This window comes from Iningainema tapete BLCC-T55, assembly GCF_014698965.1.
GTDB lineage: Bacteria > Cyanobacteriota > Cyanobacteriia > Cyanobacteriales > Nostocaceae > Iningainema > Iningainema tapete.
Genome location: NZ_JACXAE010000074.1, coordinates 1 through 14,809, shown reverse-complemented (window position 1 = coordinate 14,809; position 14,809 = coordinate 1). Strand labels below are relative to the sequence as shown.

Here is a 14,809-nt window from a genome sequence, read left to right as displayed (position 1 = left end):
GCAAATGTTTCATCTGACATATCATCCCAGCAACCAGCGAACTGTATAATTTTTTCAGGCTTACCTTTAGATGCCTCTACACCGACTCGAAAATAATGAATAAAATTATATAATTATTCCAGCTTTTCTTCGGGAATGAGATTGATTTCTGATAAAAGCTTTGTACGTAAATTTGATGGTTTCATATGGTAAATTCTTGTTGATATTCAATTAGATACTGCGCGATAAGAGATTTTTAGGCTAATTACCTAAACATTCCAAAATTCTGCCGCCATTGCTTCAATCGTTTTTTCTAAATCTGGCAAATAGTTCTCAATTACATTCCAAACTATATCGAGGTCTACACTTAGATATTCATGAGTTAATCGATTGCGAAAACCAGCAATATTACTCCATTCTGTTTCAGGGTATGCATTTTTCCAATCGCTTGGTAATTTTTGTACAGACTCACACATCACCTGAACATTTCGTAAAACTGCATCTTGAGTTTTAATATCGTTAAAAAATACTTCTTTTCCTTCCCGTGTATATTGTTTAATTCTATTAATACAATCTCGAATATGAATCAGGTATACTAGACTATCTTTCATAAATTTATAGCTTCCTTAAATACTTTTTCTTTAATAAAAAAGTGTAAAGAATTTGCCGTTACTATATCAACCTTACGATTTAACAAAGTTTCTAAATCTTGAATTAGTCCGCCAGGAAACCAAGCTGTAATTTTATTCAAGTCATAATCAATCAAAAAATCAATGTCACTGGTTTCTGTTTCTTCCCCTCTGGCTACACTACCAAATATTCGGAGATTGTAAGCTCCGTGTTTAGCTGCGATTTGGATGATTTCCTCTTTTTTTTCTTGAAGTAGTTCTTTTAGTTTCATTTTTTACTTATTTATGTTATTATATCTAAACAGTTTATTTAAGTATTTTCCACTCTTTTGCGGCATAAAAGTTGTATTCGATAGCGATTTACTCGCAAACAGAATACAAGCTTTAATATCTTCGGGACTCAGCCCTTCGTACTCTTCGAGAATTTCTGCGAAATTTGCGCCATGAGCAAGGAGGTTAAGAATATACTCAACACTCAAACGGGTTCCTCTAATTACAGGCTTTCCTGCTAGCACTTTTGGATTGAGGACTATACGTTCTAGTAATTGCTGGTCTGTCATTATCTGGGGTATGGCATATAAAGTTTATTTTGATTTTAATTGAATTAACATCGCTATTGACCCTCAACGCTTGATGTTATCACACAAACGCTTATCTTCTGCACTGACATCGGGGTGATTTTGCAGGTAGCCTCGGATCAAGCCTTAGATGCAGAAGCAAGGATTTTGCCATCTGGGTGGGCTAAAGCATTTTTGAAATTTTTCTCAATCCAGCAGGAGTTGCGGAAAAATAAGGATAAAATACAAGCGATACCTACGCTAAGCACGTCGCACTCTCTGCTTATCCCACAGACAGGCGATCGCCAGCCTACCGCGTCATTAGTAATTGTAGTGCGATCGCAGTCCGTATTTAATCCACTGAAATTTTTAGCAAGAGAGGAAAAATGAGCGTCGTCATATCAGATGATACTTTGCGTGAAGCGTGGAATGACAGAAGCCGAATTTAAACAAGAAGTTGCTCTGTTGCTGTTTGCATCGGGAAAACTTCCCCTTGGATATGCGAGCAAGTTGGCAGAAATGGATAAAATACAGTTTCAATTGCTTCAAAAACGTAAAATTCCTCTGTATTCTTATGAAATAGAAGATTTTGAACTCGATTTGAAAAATTTGCGGGAGTTGGGTAGGTTGTGATTGTTATTGCGGAAGCTGATAGGTTAGGATTACGAATTACTGGGTTATTAGGCGTTTTGCTTGAAGCGAAACAAAAAGGGTTTATTGTCGCTGTCAAACCTGTGATGGATGGGTTGATTGCAACAGCAGGGTTCAGAGTTGCAGATGTTCTGTATACTCGTATTTTGCACATGGTAGGGGAGGTGAATGACCTCAACGCTTGATATCATCACACAAACGCCTATATTCTGCGCTGACATCGGGGATATTTTGCCAGGAGCCTGGTAGCAAGCCACACCCCCGCACCAGCAAATTATCTAAATCAAAATTCCACAAAATTGTTGTACCGTCAGTAGATGCGGAAGCAAGAGTTTTGCCATCTGGGCTAAAGCTGACGCTGTTAACAAAGGATGTATGCCCCTTAAGGGTTTTAATTTCTCTACCACTGTTGATATCCCACAGTTTCACCGTTTTGTCTTTAGATGCAGAAGCAAGGGTTTTGCCATCTGGGCTAAAGCTGACGCTGTTAACAGGGAATGTATGCCCAATAAGTGTTGTAATTTCTCTACCACTATTGATATCCCATAGTTTCACCGTATAGTCATCAGATGCAGAAGCAAGAGTTTTGCCATCTAAGCTAAAGCTGACGCTGTTAATAAGGAATGTATGCCCAATAAGTGTTGTAATTTCTCTACCACTATTGATATCCCATAGTTTCACCGTATTGTTATCAGATGCAAAAGCAAGAGTTTTGCCATCTGGGCTAAAGCTGACGCTTGTAACAGAGGATGTATGCCCACTAAGGGTTTTAATTTTTCTATCACTGTTGATACCCGAGTGTATCACCGTAAGACCGGATGTGACAGTAAAGGTTTTAAATTTAACCCCATATACTACCTCCTCCAATGTAGATATAGCATGCATTCGATTTTCTGGTGTCATCCAAGGGTTCCAAAAACTTTTGAGTAGTTTTCCGGCTTTGATAACTTCTGTTAACGCCTCCTCTTGGTCATTTTGTTGAAAATATTTTTCTGAACTTAAACTTAATTGACTCACTTGTGAATTAATTCTGCGAATTTCACTCAGCGCCGCAAATCCCGAAATTACTAGCAAAGCACAAACCAACCCAGCAATCACACTCAGTCGCAACCTCTGTTTCTGCTTCCTCTCCCTCTCCCGCAACCTCACACCCTTCTCAATAAACCATCGCTGCGCCTGACGAACTTCCCCACCCCGTTGCTTTAACCAATCCTCCGCCACCGCCAAAGGCGCACCCCGCAACAAAGCCCCATCATCTTTTTTACTTTCCTCCCATTGCTGCAACGCTACCTTCAATCCTTCCTGCCAAACACGAAACTTGCGGTTCTCCTGCATCCATCCCCGCAACCGTCCCCAATGGCGAATCAACGCCTCATGGACGACTTCCACAGTTTCTTCATTTGTCAACTCGTTGCGGTTCGTCACTACTAAACGCTCATCCGCTAAGTGTGTTACCAAATCCCAGTTATCCCCCACCTCATCACGAGTCGCTAACTTCCGGGTATCTTCTGTTCCTTCTCCTGGGTGCACCAACTGAATAAACACCCGTTGCGCTTTTTCTCGTTGTTCCTCACTCAACTGTGCATAAACCGCTTCAGCATAATTAGCGAGTGCTTTTTCAACTCCTTCTATCTTCTCATACGCATGATGCGTCAACCACCCTGAATGCTGTTGCTTCCACAACTGAGTCAGGGTAAACTCAAGCATTGGTAAACGTCCATCTCCATCTTGGATATCATTAATTATTGTGTTGCTTAAACCGAATTCTAGCTGAAAGCCCAACCTAGTTGCAGGGAGTACGATCGCTCGCTCCAACTCCTCCCGACTCATCCGCACAAGTAGTTCCGGTTGATAATTCTGCAAAGCTTTGCCAAATGGTTCGTAATCATCAAGCGCTTTGCTAAAAAAGTCCGCCCGCAAGGTAAGCACTAGAGTAAATAACGATGCATTTTTCACCGCTTGCAGCAATCCATCTAAGAATATTTTGCGTTCCGATGCATCCGCGCAAAGGGTATAAATTTCTTCAAATTGATCGCCAACAAGCAAGAGTCGGCACTGGGAGTCAGGAGATAGGGTTTGGATGCGTTCGATAGTCGTTTGCAGAGTGGATGTATCTTGTCGCAGTTGGAGTTCTAGTTTACCTTCAAGTAAGTAGCGATCGTCATCCTTTAAGTTAAACGCTGCTGCCAACGCCTTAGCTAACGACTCAAAAGGATTTTTCAAAGGACGAAACGAGAGAATCAGCCAATTATTAACAGTATCCCGACGCAACTGGGGAATTAAACCAGCAAACACCACAGATGACTTTCCGCTTCCAGAAGCACCAACTACAGCAACTAATCGCTTGCTGTTAACTGCTGAAACTAGCTGGGAAGTCGCTTTCTCTCTACCAAAAAAATACTCGGCATTCGCTTCCCTAAAAGCCGCTAATCCTTGATAGGGACAAAAAGAAATTATGCCCAAACTTTGCCAAGTTGGTGGAGTTTAAGTTTGATTTTGGACAATTACAGGCAACCAACTTGCACTCTTAATGTGTCTCCTCAAGTGAGCGTAATTGTTCTCGCGCATTCCTCACAGAAATATACAGAGACTTGCCACCTGTAAACTGTTGGAGAAAATACTTCAAAAACTCCTGCGCTACCTTATCTGGTACGGGGAGGCGCATCACAATCACTTGAGGAATATTCAGTTGTTCTAATTCATAAGCAATACCCAAACCATCGCAAGAATTGAAAAATGCTAAGAGCAATCGTCGCTGAATGGCTATTTGTAAAGCATCTCTCAATTCAGCCATTGTCAAACTCTCATGACGGTTAAGAAAGATTCGTCCTTGTGTACCCTGAGAAAGAGAATGCCCAGAGAAAAACAGAATATCCCAACCAATATTATCTTGCAAGTGCTGATTTAATTTCTCCCTTGATGGTTCTTTGAGTAAGACAATTTCCGCCTCACCGCAATATGTTTCCAGCTCTTGTTTATCAGCCTCAACCTTAATTCCCGTGCTGTCACCCAGAATAATTAAAATTCTAATCTTTTCTCTGTAAGGGCGGTTTCCGCGTTCAGCATGTGGCGAACTTAAAGCAATTTCCGCGCCTTGATAATTAGTTAATACATCCCACAAATGCCAGGGAAGTTTACGCAGTTCTTGACACTCAGTGCAAATAATCACCCGGATTTCATCTTCTGGCTTTAATTGTTCTAGACAACTTATGATAGGACTAAAAGATTTTGATTGAAACCAGGTGTTAAAACTTTCAAGTAATTGTTGTGATTGCTGCTGACAAGCTTCGTTAAGAGCTTCGATATTTACGTTTGTAATCTTTGGATTTTTAATTCTATATTGACCATACCGACTGCGATAGGTATTGTGCCATGTATTTAATAATGGGGTAATAGTATTATTTCCTGGTAACTTACCCGTGATTGTTTGATAAGGTCTTTCTCCGTCATTACCAATTTCTAAAGTTACATGAAGTTCTGAATCAATATTACCATCAAACTTGAGGATAACTAACTTTTTCATAAGCAATGTAAATTATTTTTTGTTCGTAGGGACAAACGGTTATCAGAAAGCAGGAACGCTATGAGCGATCGCCCCGAAGCAATATACTTATCATACAACGAACTGTTGTGTTACTTTTGACTCTCCTAAAATGACATCAACACTAAATTTCTCGCCAAATTGGGCGCTAAATTCGACTTCAATCCAATTATCATTCTGCCGAGAAGTAGTATATAAAACTTCATCTCCCTTATCGTCAATCACAGCCACTTTTAATTTTTCAGGTATGTACACATTTTTCCCTGGTATATACTCTTCTTTAGGGAGAGAGACTTGTATCAAAATGTTAACTTCGTCTTGATTTTTAATTGCTGACTGATTTTCCGGTGCAAGCGTCACAATTAAAGCAACAGATTCGCCATTTAACTCCAAGCCCAAATCAATTTTTTTACCGCGTGTGATACTGAAACTTCTACACCCCATCCATTCGATTTGTTGCGGATTTAAAAGTTCATCTATTGTCTGCCAGCCTTCTGTAATGACTCCTTTTATCCATTGGTGAAGACTAACTTTTACTGCTTGTTCTTTCTGTGTTAAATAGTCAAGTAAATCATCTACAGATTGCAAATAGCTAAGAGAAATTTTAGCTGCTGCTTTTGTAAAACCTAAAATTGTTGCTGATTTTAAAGATTCGCTTAACTGCACGGCTACATAGCCAATTCTATCTGCACTCACCTCTGTGGGAATTTCTAAATATTCTGCATCTGGTAACACGGGACGACACTCTATTGTCCCAATATTTTTCACCTCTAAATCAGCCACATCTATTAAACTTAGCATCCAAGGATTGCTGCGATCGGCATCTGAAAAATTAGTTTCAAAGCCCATACAGTCAAGATAATAATTGACTGCATAAACAGCTAAAGTATTGAGATAGATTTTTTTAGCATTTTCAGTATTTGAAATTCCTTGTCTTCGTTTTTCAGCTTGATGGTGTGCTTCAAAACTCAGGGGGACTTTAAAAGATGTTTGCTCGGCGTTCATGATGAATTATCCTTGATATTATTGTGCAGGAGTGAATGATTGTGACTTACTGTAAATATTTACGAAAATAATCGATGATGTTACGCTTTTGTAGACTGCGTTGATACAGTTCCGAAAGTCTTGGTATGGGATGACCTAATTTTTTAGAAATATCTGACCATTTCTCTTCATTAAGTCTCATCAACAACACTTTTTGTAAATTTGCATTTTTATCTTCTCCAATAAAAGTATTTTGCAAAATACCTTTAGGGTCAGAATTGATAAATTCTCTTAACAATTCATCTTCAGTTTTTTGATGATTTTCAGAGACACCTTTTTCCAGTATTTCTTTCTGGACTCGAGAAGATTCTTTACTAGCATGGCTGTCTGCATCATTATTAATACTATTTAATTCATCTAGAGAGAACGTTCGCGGTCGATTTATGATTTGTCTTAAAACATCTAGAAAACGCCATTCTAATATTTGATTTACCCAAGCCATTACTTTATACTCTGGCTCGTATTTGTGAATCTTTTTGCAAATTTCCGTAAAGGTTTTTGCTTGTGCTTCGTGATAAATATCTTCAAAATCAGGAAGATTCTGCCATCTCACAAAACGGTTTAATTTCCCTGATTCCTGAATTTTTTTAATTAACCTATTCAATGCCCTCCGTTGTTGAGTACTGTTTGGCGGATGTTGTTGTGCTTCGCTAACTAGCCGACGCAGTTGATCATCTAAAACATCACCCATCGAAATCTCCTGCTTAATCCCGGATTTTTGGCAATTTGTTGTAACCATAGATACATAAAGTACAGTACGCAAAGCAAAATTGATACAAATTTATAAAATGTCTTGATGGAGCTTTTCAATGCATCATGCTTTCTCCCCTACCTCTTTAAATCCTTCTACGAACGAGGTGAGGAGTTTTTACGCAGGTTTTCTGAAGATTCTGACAATTAGTTCTGTATTATCAGGCTACACAGTTACAAGCGTTCACGAAGTGTGCCGTAGGTATCGCTCTGCACATCTAATGGCGTTAAGTAAGTCGGCGCGAATAAACAGAACTATGTAAAGAAAAGTAAAGTTCATCTCTTTGGCTCGTAGTAAGCGCTACTCTTCGAGAAGCCGCTTCACTTCGTGACGCTTCGCGAACGCGTCTACAGCGCTAAAGCACTTACTACAAACCCCTAAGTTAAAATAGGAATATTGCGAATATTGTGTATTATCTACCTTTAACCAGTTTAATTTTTAGTATACTGAACTCATATGGCAAAAGATAGATTTCATAATATTGTCAGAAATGCATTAGAAAAAGACGGCTGGAAGATTACGGCTGACCCTTATGAAATCAATGTAGATGATGTAGATTTTGAGATTGATTTAGCAGCGGAGCAACTTTTAGGAGCAGAGCGAGAGGGACAAAAAATAGCGGTGGAAATTAAAAGTTTTATTAGTCCATCGAATGTTTCAGAATTTCATACTGCTTTAGGACAATTTTTAAATTATCGGGATGCATTAGATAAAATTGAACCAGAACGCTTACTTTATTTAGCTGTTCGCGTCCCAATTTATGAAAGTTTTTTTCAACGTAAATTTATTGCGTTTGCAGTTACCAAATATCAATTACGATTGATAATTTACGATGTACAAGAGGAGGTTATTCGTCAATGGCTGTAGAACAATATCGGCAATATATTCAACATCTTCTTTCCGAACGGCAAAAGCGAGCTTCGATGTCACGAAATTACGAAGAGTATGAGGTGCAAACAATTTTCGACGAACAGCAAGACCACTATCAATTACTTTATGTTGGTTGGCGGGGAAATAAACGCGATTTTGGCTGTATTTTACATCTTGATATTAAAGATGGAAAAATTTGGATTCAACATGATGGTACGGAAGAAGGAATTGCTAATCGATTGGTTGAAATGGGAGTACCAAAACAAGATATTATTTTGGCATTTCACGAACCTTATGTGCGTCAGTTTACTGAGTTTGGAACTTGAAAAATATTGTAAGTTAATATGTAGAGGACACTGCGTTGGACGGGTTTCCTGGCTTGAAGCAAGTGTCCGTTGATTTTCGTGGTTTGGGTGGTTTGCAATTTATCGGGAATCCCAAACAACCTACTTTTACTGTATGTCAATTAGTTAATGGTGTGTATCAGCAGCAACAATATCGCTTGGGAGATGCTATTTATTCTTATTTGTTTCCGAATTTAGAGCTTAAACTTGATGATATCATGTCATAGCGATCGCCTCCGGCGGGACTTTTAACAATTCACTAGGCAACGTAACCAAGTTTTTCAAGGGAGCATTTCATTGACTAATTGACTGACACCCACACCTTTATGTTGTGCTTGCTCATACAGCACTTTCATCAAATCCACATCAACTTCAACTTCAAAGTGCCGCTGCTTTAACTCTACATTTTCTAGGATAACAGTTTCAAAGCTATCTAAATAATCGGTTGTGTCGTGGGTATCCCAAAATTCTGCTGCTTGTTCTAAGCTGGCAAATTCATCCGGTATTGGCTCAATTTGCTGATGCTTGTCGCTCATAATACCTTTTGCACAGAATCAGTGACGTATTGTTAGTTACTTATAAGTAAAAGATAGGTTAGTAGTAGCGCTTTAGCGCTCTTGATAGTCTAAGAGCGCTAAAGCGCTACTACGTGCCTATTTGCTGTTTAATCGCAGCTTGGATCTTGGCATCAAAGTCGGGATCGTTGAGTGTTGTGATAACTGAAGTTGAACGCTGACGGCGGCGATTTAAGTAAGCTTTGAGTGCAGCCTCATCATTGCGATGCTCAAGAAAGTATTGCTTCAACTGCCGATCGTCCATTTTTGCATAATCAATTTGGCTCATTCAAAGTACCTCCCCATCTGTTGTCACTTCAAATTCTATTTCTTCATTATGACCTGCCAAGATGAATAGATTTTGAGTGCGATCGTCAATACAAATTAGGTGAATCGGTTGAAACATAAGATAGCTTAATTGATAACCAATTCTGTACAAACACCTTAACTGCTCGTCAGTTGGCATTTCATTCTTTCCTTAGTATAACCATTAAACCGCTGAGTGTGGTAAGGACGCTATTGTAGTCAGCATTTTCCCACAAACAACGGTAATACTTAACGCAGTGCGTTTAATGGAATGCTTACGCAAATCCCCCTACACCTTAAACTTCTCGGTAATCCGGCGCATAGCTTCTTCTACATTCTCACGGCTATTAAACGCGGAAATGCGGAAGTAACCTTCACCTGCAGCACCAAAACCAGAACCGGGTGTAACAACTACATTGACTGTATGCAGTAGTTTATCAAAGAAATCCCAGCTAGATAATCCAGTTGGTGTTTTCACCCAAACATAAGGTGCATTTACACCGCCATACACATGAAAACCAGCAGCCGTCAGTTTTTCCCGAATGATTTTGGCATTTTCCATGTAGAAACTTACCAACTGCTTGGTTTGCACTTGCCCTTGTGGAGAATAAACAGCTTCCGCACCGCGCTGCACAATGTAGGAAACTCCATTAAACTTGGTAGATTGGCGACGGTTCCAAAGTTTCCACAACTCTACATCTGAACCATCAGATGCTTTAGCTGTCAATGTCTTAGGTACTACCGTCAATGCACAACGAGTGCCAGTAAAGCCTGCATTCTTAGAGAAAGAACGAAACTCGATCGCACAATCTCGCGCCCCTTCAATTTCATAAATCGAGTGGGGAATCTCTGCATCGGAAATAAACGCCTCGTAAGCTGCATCAAAGAAGATAATTGAGCCATGTGCAAGTGCGTAATCTACCCATGCTTTCAAATGTTCTTTAGTTGCTACCGCACCTGTGGGGTTATTGGGGAAACACAGGTAAATCAAATCTACCTTCTGCGATGGAATCTGTGCTGTGAAGTTATTTTCCGCAGTAATCGGTAGATACACTAAACCTGCAAACTCACCCGCTTCATTTGCTTCACCTGTATTTCCAGCCATCACATTAGTATCCACATATACTGGATATACTGGATCTGTCACAGCGATAGTATTGTTCTTACCGAAAATCTCTAAAATATTACCTGTGTCACATTTAGAACCATCAGAAATGAATATTTCCTCAGCATCTACCTCACAACCACGGGCGTGGAAATCATGTGCCGCAATCTTTTCACGTAGCCAAAGATACCCTTGTTCGGGACCGTACCCCTTAAACGTAGTGCGCTCGCCCATTTCTTCCGTTGCTTGAATCATTGCAGTGCGGCAAGCTTGTGGCAATGGTTCTGTCACATCACCAATCCCCAGTCTTATAATCTTAGCATCGGGGTTTGCTTGTGCAAAAGCATTTACCCGACGGGCAATTTCTGGAAAAAGATACCCCGCCTTCAGCTTGAGATAATTGTCGTTAATCGTTGCCATGATAGATTGCTATAAACATTGTTAGACAGTTTACCGTGCATAGCAGTCTATCTTATCCATAACTCACCTAACAGCTTTCCTCAATATAACCAACCGAACAAGTCACCAACCGTGAGCCGAATCTCACTGGCAAAAGACGGTACAGGAAGCTGCTGCTCGGATTCATCAAACACTTCCGGTAGCTGCAATGGTTGGTAAACAAACACTGTTTGCTCGTCAGGATCGATTAGCCAACCCATTTGCGTCTCGTATTTTAGGCAACGCAGAATTTTTTTAGTGACTTTTGTCTGACTTTGATCGGGCGATAGTACCTCAATTATCCAATCAGGAGCTGCTAGGAAAACGTTGGCAATTTCGCCATTGTCATCACGGGGAATTCTATCCCAAGTAAATACTGACTCATCTGGCACTATTGACCGTCCTGCAAAGGTACACCGCAGTTCAGAAAAAGCACGAGCTATACGCTTGGGCTTCAGTACTACGTTAATATTTGTCGAAAATTCCGTTTGAATTATGCTGTGCTTTCCTTGTGGCATTGGCTTTTGAATAATTTGACCGTCAATATACTCACTTGCAGGTTCCGTTTCTGGTAACTTAAGAAACTCTTCTAATCTTAGTGGTTGAGATGGTGTCTGTACCATAGAAGTTGCCTCCAGAGAAGCTAGGGCGTTGCTTTATTCTCTATTTTAGAAGTTGTATTAAGTCGGGGTTGTTTTCCTTGCGATCCCCATCAGTATCCACAGGAGAGAGGCAGCAGCCCTCTAAGTCGCATTCCCATGCTCTGCATGGGAACGAGGTAGGCGAGGCAGGCGAGGCAGGTAGAGAAGCGATCGCCATTATCTCTACTTGCGGATGAGTACATATTCTTGTATTCAATGAGAACATAATAAAAGTAAATTTTTATCAAGCGAGGGGTAGAGAATGTACATCGTACAGATAGCCTCAGAATGCGCTCCTGTGATTAAAGCTGGAGGTTTAGGCGATGTCGTTTACGGACTTAGTCGGGAGTTGGAAATTCGGGGGAATTGCGTCGAACTAATTCTGCCCAAGTACGATTGTATGCGCTATGACCATATTTGGGGACTTCATGATGCCTACATGAACTTGTGGGTACCCTGGTATGATGCGGCAATTCACTGTTCTGTTTACTGCGGCTGGGTACATGGGCGGCTATGTTTCTTTATCGAACCTCACTCTGAAGATAATTTCTTTAATCGCGGTTACTATTACGGCGGCGATGACGACAACATGCGGTTTGCTTTCTTCAACAAAGCCGCTTTAGAATTTCTGCTCAAAAGTAACAAACGACCTGATATCATTCATTGTCATGACTGGCAGACAGGCTTGGTTCCAGTCATGCTTTACGAGATTTACAAATATCATGGCATGGCAAACCAACGGGTTTGCTACACTATCCACAACTTTAAACACCAAGGCATGGGCGGTGTCGATGTTCTCCGCGCTACTGGTTTAAACCAACCACCTTACTACTTCCAATACGATAAGCTGCGTGACAACTTCAATCCTTTTGCCATTAACTTCATGAAAGGCGGCATTGTTTACTCCAATGCTGTCACTACGGTGTCACCGCACCACGCTTGGGAAGCTCACTATACAGACGTTGGTTGCGGTTTAAGTCATACCCTACACCTGCACCAAGATAAGTTTAGGGGAGTCTTGAACGGAATTGATTTTGATTTTTGGAACCCTGAAGTAGATCGTTACATCCCCTATCACTATAATAAGGATGACTTGAAGGAAAAAGCTTTCAACAAAAAAGCTTTACGAGAACGGCTGCTGCTCAACCATGCTGATAAACCAATTATTGCTTATATTGGCAGGTTAGATCAGCAAAAAGGTGTTCATCTTGTTCATCATGCCATTTACCACACATTACAAAAAGGAGGGCAATTTGTGCTGCTAGGTTCAGCAACAGAACCAGCAATCAATGCCCATTTCCGTCATGAGAAAAACTTCTTGAATGATAACCCTGATGTACATTTAGAACTGGGTTTTAACGAGGAATTATCTCACCTTATCTATGCAGGGGCGGATATGATTGTTGTTCCTAGCAATTATGAACCTTGTGGACTAACCCAAATGATCGGGTTAAAGTATGGTACTGTGCCAATTGTCCGGGGAGTAGGTGGATTGGTGAATACGGTGTTTGACAGAGACTACGACGAGAAGCCACCGGAAGAACGCAATGGCTATGTATTTTATGACACAGACTATCTTGCCCTTGAGTCAGCGATGGATAGGGCGATTGATTTGTGGTATAATCAATCAGAAGACTATCGCCAACTAACTATTCAGGGTATGGAGTATGACTACTCTTGGAATTACCCAGGAAAGGAATATCTGGAGATTTACGAGTTGATTAGAGATAGATAAGGCAGATAAGATAACCCCCCAAGCCCCCCTTCAAAAGGGGGGTTTGATGCCCCACTTATCCAAGGGGGGTTGGGGGGTTCTGCTGTTTGTGCTATTTTGGTGCTAGATTCACAGCCCCAACCTAATCGTTGCCCCCTATTAATAAAGAAGTTAGGAGTCATGGCAAGCAAAAATAAGCCAACAAACCGTAAGACACAAGGATTTGGTGTCAAAAACCTAACAACAGAAATCAGCAAAGCAGAAGCACTGATAGTGCGGAAAAAATGGGTTGAGGCACGAGAGGTTCTCCAAGATTTAAGTCAAAGTTATCCTCAACAGGTAGAAATCCTCTCTCACTTAGTAAACGTCTGTTACGAACTTAAAGATTTTCCCAGTTATATTCAAGCTTGTGAACGCCTTGTTAAAGCAGATCCGAATAATTCACATGCTCACTTTGCATTGGCAGGTGGTTACGTCGCTACTTACCACCCTCTGCTTGCTTTGCAAACCTTTCGTCACGCCCTGAATCGTTGGCCTAATCATGAGAAAGCGGCGGAAACTCGTAAACTTGTGGTAGAATTGGAAGCCAACATCGAGCATATATTGGCTGAAATCAACTTGGCAGGTGAGGAGAATTTGGAACTCGCTATTTTGTATGAGCGAGGGCAAGCGTATTTAGAACAGGGAGAATATAAAAAGGCAAGACAGGTTGAACTTGAGTTAATTAAACAGAAACCAGATCTGATTTCTGCTCACAATAATCTCAGTTTAATCAGTTTTGTTGAAGGAAATTTGGATGAAGCGATCGCCACAGCTCAAAGAGTACTAGACATCCAACCAGATAACATCCATGCCTTATCAAATCTTACCCGCTTCTATTGCCTCAAGGGTGAAGTTGAGCAAGCAAAACCTTTTGCAGAACGTCTCAAGGCAAGTCAAGCAGAAGCTTGGGATGCTTGGACTAAAAAAGTCGAGGCTTTCAGTTATCTAGGAGATTATAATTCTATTCTAGAGATTTTTGAGCAAGCAAAAGCTTCAGGAGAACTCAAATCTGGAAGAGAAAGTGCCGTTTTCCATCATCTTGTGGCAGTAGCAATGGCTCGTCTAGGTCAAATTCCGCAAGCAAGGGCGCAATGGCAGCAAGCACTGAAGCAGTCGCCCGGATTTGAATTAGCGCGAGAGAATTTAGATGATCTTAAACTTCCGATTGGTCAACGTCAAGGGGCTTGGCCCTTCAATATGGGCAACTGGATGAATAAGCAAACCATAGAAGAGTTGGCAAATGCGCTAAAATCAAATACCACTAAAGATGAGCAGCTGATTGCAAAAGCAACAGAGCGTTATTTAGCAGAGCATCCTCATGTTGCCCAACTTATTCCCATACTATTAGATCGAGGCGATCACCAAGCACGAGAGTTCGCATTTAATCTCGCTAGCTTTGCCAAGACTCCAGAAATGTTGGCTTCCCTGCGAGATTTTGCTCTGAGTCAAAGTGGTTCGGATCAAATGCGTAACCAAGCCGCACTCACAGCCTGCGAAGCCGGATTACTCCCACGAGAAGATGTTCGCCTGTGGCTTCAAGGTGAATGGCAACAGATACACTTAATTACTCCCGGTTCGCCCATTTTTTCAGGAGTTAGATAAAAGGGAGCAAAAGTGTAAAGGCAGAAATTACGTGTCAGTAC

At 40.8% G+C, this 14,809-nt stretch carries 20 protein-coding genes and 1 pseudogene; 9 read left to right on the top strand and 12 right to left on the bottom strand.

Annotation, left to right across the window (positions count from 1 at the left end):
- Positions 1–248: 248 nt before the first annotated feature.
- From ICL16_RS23730 to ICL16_RS23720, 3 genes are read right to left on the bottom strand one after another with little or no spacing between them, the layout of a single operon-like run.
- Positions 249–590, bottom strand: coding sequence for a HepT-like ribonuclease domain-containing protein (locus ICL16_RS23730; protein ID WP_190832789.1), 342 nt, complete (start codon positions 588–590; stop codon positions 249–251).
- On the bottom strand, positions 587–880 hold the full coding sequence (locus ICL16_RS23725) for a nucleotidyltransferase family protein (RefSeq protein WP_190832787.1): 294 nt from the start codon (positions 878–880) through the stop codon (positions 587–589). The genes ICL16_RS23730 and ICL16_RS23725 overlap by 4 nt, the downstream gene beginning before the upstream one ends.
- A 3-nt stretch (positions 881–883) precedes the next feature.
- Positions 884–1,168 (bottom strand): DUF433 domain-containing protein, encoded by a 285-nt coding sequence (locus ICL16_RS23720; protein ID WP_190832785.1) that lies wholly within the window; start codon positions 1,166–1,168, stop codon positions 884–886.
- 120 nt (positions 1,169–1,288) lie between these two features.
- Here ICL16_RS23720 and ICL16_RS23715 point away from each other — a divergent pair, with 120 nt between their 5' ends.
- The 3 genes from ICL16_RS23715 to ICL16_RS23705 are packed head-to-tail and all read left to right on the top strand — an operon-like array spanning position 1,289 to position 2,001.
- Positions 1,289–1,555, top strand: a complete 267-nt coding sequence (locus ICL16_RS23715) for a hypothetical protein (protein ID WP_190832783.1) — start codon at positions 1,289–1,291, stop codon at positions 1,553–1,555.
- A 39-nt stretch (positions 1,556–1,594) separates the two neighbouring features.
- Positions 1,595–1,798, top strand: coding sequence for a UPF0175 family protein (locus ICL16_RS23710; protein WP_190832781.1), 204 nt, complete (start codon positions 1,595–1,597; stop codon positions 1,796–1,798).
- Positions 1,795–2,001 carry a PIN domain-containing protein gene (locus tag ICL16_RS23705; protein WP_190832779.1) on the top strand — a complete coding sequence of 69 codons (207 nt, stop codon included), beginning with the start codon at positions 1,795–1,797 and terminating at the stop codon, positions 1,999–2,001. The genes ICL16_RS23710 and ICL16_RS23705 overlap by 4 nt, the downstream gene beginning before the upstream one ends.
- Here ICL16_RS23705 and ICL16_RS23700 read toward each other — a convergent pair.
- The 4 genes from ICL16_RS23700 to ICL16_RS23690 form a co-directional block, all read right to left on the bottom strand.
- Positions 1,991–4,279 (bottom strand): NACHT and WD repeat domain-containing protein, encoded by a 2,289-nt coding sequence (locus tag ICL16_RS23700; RefSeq protein WP_238360926.1) that lies wholly within the window; start codon positions 4,277–4,279, stop codon positions 1,991–1,993. The two genes, ICL16_RS23705 and ICL16_RS23700, sit on opposite strands and share 11 nt — an antisense overlap.
- A gap of 64 nt (positions 4,280–4,343) precedes the next feature.
- Positions 4,344–5,339: a CHAT domain-containing protein gene (locus ICL16_RS45900; protein WP_238360925.1), complete on the bottom strand. Its 996-nt coding sequence runs from the start codon at positions 5,337–5,339 to the stop codon at positions 4,344–4,346.
- 90 nt (positions 5,340–5,429) lie between these two features.
- Positions 5,430–6,362, bottom strand: a complete 933-nt coding sequence (locus tag ICL16_RS23695) for a DUF1822 family protein (RefSeq protein WP_190832777.1) — start codon at positions 6,360–6,362, stop codon at positions 5,430–5,432.
- A 46-nt stretch (positions 6,363–6,408) separates the two neighbouring features.
- Entirely contained in the window at positions 6,409–7,092 is a 684-nt protein-coding gene (locus ICL16_RS23690) for a sigma-70 family RNA polymerase sigma factor (protein WP_190832775.1), read from the bottom strand.
- 516 nt (positions 7,093–7,608) lie between these two features.
- Between ICL16_RS23690 and ICL16_RS23685 the strand changes: the two genes are divergently transcribed.
- The 3 genes and pseudogenes from ICL16_RS23685 to ICL16_RS23675 all read left to right on the top strand — a co-directional run.
- Positions 7,609–8,019 (top strand): XisH family protein, encoded by a 411-nt coding sequence (locus tag ICL16_RS23685; protein ID WP_190832772.1) that lies wholly within the window; start codon positions 7,609–7,611, stop codon positions 8,017–8,019.
- Positions 8,020–8,075: 56 nt separating this feature from the next.
- Positions 8,076–8,348, top strand: coding sequence for a XisI protein (locus tag ICL16_RS23680; RefSeq protein ID WP_420485297.1), 273 nt, complete (start codon positions 8,076–8,078; stop codon positions 8,346–8,348).
- A 68-nt stretch (positions 8,349–8,416) separates the two neighbouring features.
- Positions 8,417–8,593: pseudogene (locus ICL16_RS23675) on the top strand (Uma2 family endonuclease); the annotation flags it as partial.
- A 54-nt stretch (positions 8,594–8,647) separates the two neighbouring features.
- Here ICL16_RS23675 and ICL16_RS23670 read toward each other — a convergent pair.
- The 5 genes from ICL16_RS23670 to ICL16_RS23650 all read right to left on the bottom strand — a co-directional run bounded on the left by ICL16_RS23670 (position 8,648) and on the right by ICL16_RS23650 (position 11,392).
- A complete protein-coding gene (locus ICL16_RS23670) occupies positions 8,648–8,902 on the bottom strand; it encodes a CopG family antitoxin (RefSeq protein ID WP_190832768.1) in 255 nt (84 codons plus the stop codon).
- Between the two features lie 109 nt (positions 8,903–9,011).
- Complete coding sequence (locus tag ICL16_RS23665; RefSeq protein WP_190832766.1) at positions 9,012–9,209, bottom strand: DUF6887 family protein; 198 nt, start codon at positions 9,207–9,209, stop codon at positions 9,012–9,014.
- Positions 9,210–9,386 (bottom strand): DUF6888 family protein, encoded by a 177-nt coding sequence (locus ICL16_RS23660; RefSeq protein WP_190832764.1) that lies wholly within the window; start codon positions 9,384–9,386, stop codon positions 9,210–9,212.
- A 129-nt stretch (positions 9,387–9,515) separates the two neighbouring features.
- Positions 9,516–10,751: an LL-diaminopimelate aminotransferase gene (locus tag ICL16_RS23655; RefSeq protein ID WP_190832761.1), complete on the bottom strand. Its 1,236-nt coding sequence runs from the start codon at positions 10,749–10,751 to the stop codon at positions 9,516–9,518.
- Positions 10,752–10,831: 80 nt separating this feature from the next.
- Positions 10,832–11,392 (bottom strand): Uma2 family endonuclease, encoded by a 561-nt coding sequence (locus ICL16_RS23650; RefSeq protein WP_190832759.1) that lies wholly within the window; start codon positions 11,390–11,392, stop codon positions 10,832–10,834.
- A gap of 77 nt (positions 11,393–11,469) precedes the next feature.
- On the opposite strand from ICL16_RS23650, the gene ICL16_RS23645 reads away from it, so the two are divergent.
- The 3 genes from ICL16_RS23645 to ICL16_RS23635 all read left to right on the top strand — a co-directional run bounded on the left by ICL16_RS23645 (position 11,470) and on the right by ICL16_RS23635 (position 14,768).
- Positions 11,470–11,607 (top strand): hypothetical protein, encoded by a 138-nt coding sequence (locus tag ICL16_RS23645; RefSeq protein ID WP_190832757.1) that lies wholly within the window; start codon positions 11,470–11,472, stop codon positions 11,605–11,607.
- 65 nt (positions 11,608–11,672) lie between these two features.
- On the top strand, positions 11,673–13,145 hold the full coding sequence (glgA, locus tag ICL16_RS23640) for a glycogen synthase GlgA (protein ID WP_190832754.1): 1,473 nt from the start codon (positions 11,673–11,675) through the stop codon (positions 13,143–13,145).
- A gap of 159 nt (positions 13,146–13,304) precedes the next feature.
- Positions 13,305–14,768: a tetratricopeptide repeat protein gene (locus tag ICL16_RS23635; RefSeq protein WP_190832752.1), complete on the top strand. Its 1,464-nt coding sequence runs from the start codon at positions 13,305–13,307 to the stop codon at positions 14,766–14,768.
- The last annotated feature ends 41 nt before the right edge of the window (positions 14,769–14,809 follow it).

Excerpts from the sequence above, each read along its gene's own strand:
- ICL16_RS23650 (WP_190832759.1), bottom strand. The coding sequence starts at position 11,392 with ATGGTACAGACACCATCTCAACCACTAAGATTAGAAGAGTTTCTTAAG.
- ICL16_RS23685 (WP_190832772.1), top strand. The coding sequence starts at position 7,609 with ATGGCAAAAGATAGATTTCATAATATTGTCAGAAATGCATTAGAAAAA.
- ICL16_RS23690 (WP_190832775.1), bottom strand. The coding sequence starts at position 7,092 with ATGGGTGATGTTTTAGATGATCAACTGCGTCGGCTAGTTAGCGAAGCA.
- ICL16_RS23660 (WP_190832764.1), bottom strand. The coding sequence starts at position 9,386 with ATGCCAACTGACGAGCAGTTAAGGTGTTTGTACAGAATTGGTTATCAA.
- ICL16_RS45900 (WP_238360925.1), bottom strand. The coding sequence starts at position 5,339 with ATGAAAAAGTTAGTTATCCTCAAGTTTGATGGTAATATTGATTCAGAA.
- ICL16_RS23670 (WP_190832768.1), bottom strand. The coding sequence starts at position 8,902 with ATGAGCGACAAGCATCAGCAAATTGAGCCAATACCGGATGAATTTGCC.
- ICL16_RS23725 (WP_190832787.1), bottom strand. The coding sequence starts at position 880 with ATGAAACTAAAAGAACTACTTCAAGAAAAAAAAGAGGAAATCATCCAA.
- ICL16_RS23695 (WP_190832777.1), bottom strand. The coding sequence starts at position 6,362 with ATGAACGCCGAGCAAACATCTTTTAAAGTCCCCCTGAGTTTTGAAGCA.
- ICL16_RS23665 (WP_190832766.1), bottom strand. The coding sequence starts at position 9,209 with ATGAGCCAAATTGATTATGCAAAAATGGACGATCGGCAGTTGAAGCAA.
- ICL16_RS23635 (WP_190832752.1), top strand. The coding sequence starts at position 13,305 with ATGGCAAGCAAAAATAAGCCAACAAACCGTAAGACACAAGGATTTGGT.
- ICL16_RS23720 (WP_190832785.1), bottom strand. The coding sequence starts at position 1,168 with ATGACAGACCAGCAATTACTAGAACGTATAGTCCTCAATCCAAAAGTG.
- glgA (WP_190832754.1), top strand. The coding sequence starts at position 11,673 with ATGTACATCGTACAGATAGCCTCAGAATGCGCTCCTGTGATTAAAGCT.
- ICL16_RS23680 (WP_420485297.1), top strand. The coding sequence starts at position 8,076 with ATGTCACGAAATTACGAAGAGTATGAGGTGCAAACAATTTTCGACGAA.
- ICL16_RS23730 (WP_190832789.1), bottom strand. The coding sequence starts at position 590 with ATGAAAGATAGTCTAGTATACCTGATTCATATTCGAGATTGTATTAAT.
- ICL16_RS23710 (WP_190832781.1), top strand. The coding sequence starts at position 1,595 with ATGACAGAAGCCGAATTTAAACAAGAAGTTGCTCTGTTGCTGTTTGCA.
- ICL16_RS23655 (WP_190832761.1), bottom strand. The coding sequence starts at position 10,751 with ATGGCAACGATTAACGACAATTATCTCAAGCTGAAGGCGGGGTATCTT.